Annotated in this window: 4 protein-coding genes; 1 reads left to right on the top strand and 3 read right to left on the bottom strand. The window is 71.2% G+C overall.

The window, feature by feature from the left end; all coding sequences use genetic code 11:
• Positions 1-118 (top strand): ATP-binding protein (locus G6020_RS12080; RefSeq protein ID WP_182610801.1); only part of this gene is annotated, 118 nt, incomplete at its 5' end.
• Between the two features lie 109 nt (positions 119-227).
• Here G6020_RS12080 and G6020_RS12075 read toward each other — a convergent pair.
• The 3 genes from G6020_RS12075 to G6020_RS12065 form a co-directional block, all read right to left on the bottom strand.
• The gene (locus G6020_RS12075; RefSeq protein ID WP_182610800.1) at positions 228-1,112 is read right to left on the bottom strand and encodes an alpha/beta hydrolase; all 885 of its coding nucleotides are present in this window, start codon (positions 1,110-1,112) and stop codon (positions 228-230) included.
• A 162-nt stretch (positions 1,113-1,274) separates the two neighbouring features.
• The gene (locus tag G6020_RS12070) at positions 1,275-1,583 is read right to left on the bottom strand and encodes an AzlD domain-containing protein (RefSeq protein WP_182610799.1); all 309 of its coding nucleotides are present in this window, start codon (positions 1,581-1,583) and stop codon (positions 1,275-1,277) included.
• A gap of 1 nt (position 1,584) precedes the next feature.
• Positions 1,585-2,257, bottom strand: a 673-nt coding sequence (locus G6020_RS12065; RefSeq protein WP_194306124.1) for an AzlC family ABC transporter permease, incomplete at its 5' end; no start/stop codon positions are given.

The raw sequence follows: 2,257 nt of genomic DNA, 5'->3' as shown, positions 1-2,257 counted from the left end.
GCTCGGGCTGGCGATCGTGCGGTCGCTGGTGGAGGCGCACGGCGGGTCGGTCGGCGTGGAGACCGCCGCCGGCCGGGGTGCGACGTTCCGGGTGCTGTTGCCGCGGGTGCGGGCCTGAGGGACGACGACGAATGCGCTGACGGAATCTACCCGCGCGGCTGGATCGAGCAGAGAGCGGGGGCGCCGGCCGGGCAGCGTCCCGCCCTGTCGTGCCGGTCGGACCGGCCTCAGGACCACTGCTCCACAAAGGCGAGGGTGGCGGCGTCCGCGACCTCGGGGTCGGAGGCGGTGAGGAAGTGCTGGCCGCCCTCGACGATCTGCAGCGTGGCGGACAGGGAGCCGGTGAACCGGGCGATGCCGTCTTCGGCGTTGGCCACCGAGTACACCTGGTCGGCGGTGCCCTGCAGCCAGAGCACAGGGCAGTGCACGTCGCTCAACCGTGCCTCCAGGCCGTCGCGGTCGCGGAGGTTGATGGAGCTGGTGCGCAGGCGCCGCCGACCCTCGTCTCGTCGATAGTTAATGCGATAGGTCTGGATCCAGAAGTCACGCTCGGCGTCGGAGACGTTCTCGCCGAGGCCGGCACCGAGTACCGCCACCACGAAGTCGTCGTCCACCACCCAGTCCTCGCCGACGGGCTCGGCGAGCGCCTCGATGGCGGGGCTGCAGAACTCGGAGCCGTTCCAGCAGCCGCGTTCCATACTGGCCGGGCTCTCGTAATCCATGGAGGTGCCGCAGATGATGATGCCCTCGACCGCGCCGGGGTTGAGCAACGCCATGCGGGTGGCGATCCACCCGCCCTGCGAGGTACCGAGGGCGAACGCCTTGGAGATCCCCAGGGCGTCGAGCACCTGCAGGGCGGCGATCGCGCTATCCCAGTAGGTGAAGTGCCGGTAGCGGGCGCGGGTCTCCCCGTGGCCGTAGGGCTCGATCGCCAGCAGGTTCATCCGCGACGCGAGTTGCTCGTCGGCGAACTGCGGCCGGTACAGCTCGACCGAGGTGGTGAACGAGTTGATCATCACCAGCGTGGGCAGGGCGGGGTCGTACTCACGGGCGAACCTGTAGCCGATGGTCGATCCGCCCAGGTGAGGGACGTTGATGGTCTGCGTTGTCATGGCAAGGACTCTCTGGAGGGGAAGTGCGTGAGGGGGTACTCGAACCATAGGACTCTGGTGGCGCCACGGGAGCGGATCGGCGGGGGCGGTTCGGAGCGGTCGGATCGACAGTGCTCGCCGGCCGCGGGTGCGAGCGAGAGGACGACGACGAGGTGTGCCGGTCTAGTCGATACCCAGCGCTCTCGCGGAGGCGGCCACCCCGGCGGCTGCGACGACCACCACGACCAGCGGCACCCGCATCGCCGCCAGGACGGCAGCCGTGGTTACGCCGGCGACGCGAGCCCACCCGGCGAACGACTGCCCGTCGAAGAGGGTCGCGGTAGCGGCGACACCGGCGATCAGCACGATCACCGCGGGATCGCCCCAGTGCTGGAGGCGCAGGGAGAGGCGCGAGCCTCCGAAATGGACCCCACCCAGTCTCACGGCGTAGGTGCCGGCGGCGAGGGCGAGCACCGCGAGGACAAGAGTCACGTCAGACACGGTGTCCCCGCTTCCGCACAGCCGTGAGCAGGCCGATCAGTCCCAGGACGGGGGCCACTCCGGCGGCCACGAACGGGGTGGCGGCCGCGGCGAGGGTCGCTCCTGCAGCGGCGGGGACAGCGGTGCGACGGGTGACGCTGGCGAGGAGGATCGCGACGAAGACCGCGGGGAACGCCGCATCCAGTCCGAGACGGCTGGGGTTGGGCAGGACGTATCCGAGGAGGACGCCGATCGCCGCGCCGAGGGGCCACGCGATCAGGATGGCGACCCCGACCACGCGGAACGCGGGGAGGCGTCGCGCCGGGTGCGGCTGGGCCAGGGCGAAGGCGACGCTCTCGTCGTTGACCAGGTGTGCCGAGAACAGTCGGGGGACGCGCCGCCCGGGCAGAAACGCCGATGCGGAGAAGCCGTAGACACCGTTCCGGAGATTCACCAGGAGCGCTGCGCAGACCGCGATCCAGGGCAGGCCGCCCGACGCGATCACGCCGACGAACACCAGCTCGGAGGATGCGCCGAGCACGAGGACGGCGGCGAGGACGACCAACCACGAGGGAAGGCCTGCGGCTGACGCCATCGAACCGTAGGCCACCCCGACCACAGCTACCGCCGACGCGATCGCCACGGCGGGCGCGACGGGCGCGACGGGCGCAGGGGCCGGGGGCGCG

The sequence above is a fragment of the Dietzia sp. B19 genome (genome assembly GCF_014145155.1).
GTDB classification, from domain to species: domain Bacteria; phylum Actinomycetota; class Actinomycetes; order Mycobacteriales; family Mycobacteriaceae; genus Dietzia; species Dietzia natronolimnaea.
The sequence above is the reverse complement of the archived record's forward strand: the minus strand, read 5'-3'. Positions and strand labels throughout refer to the sequence as shown.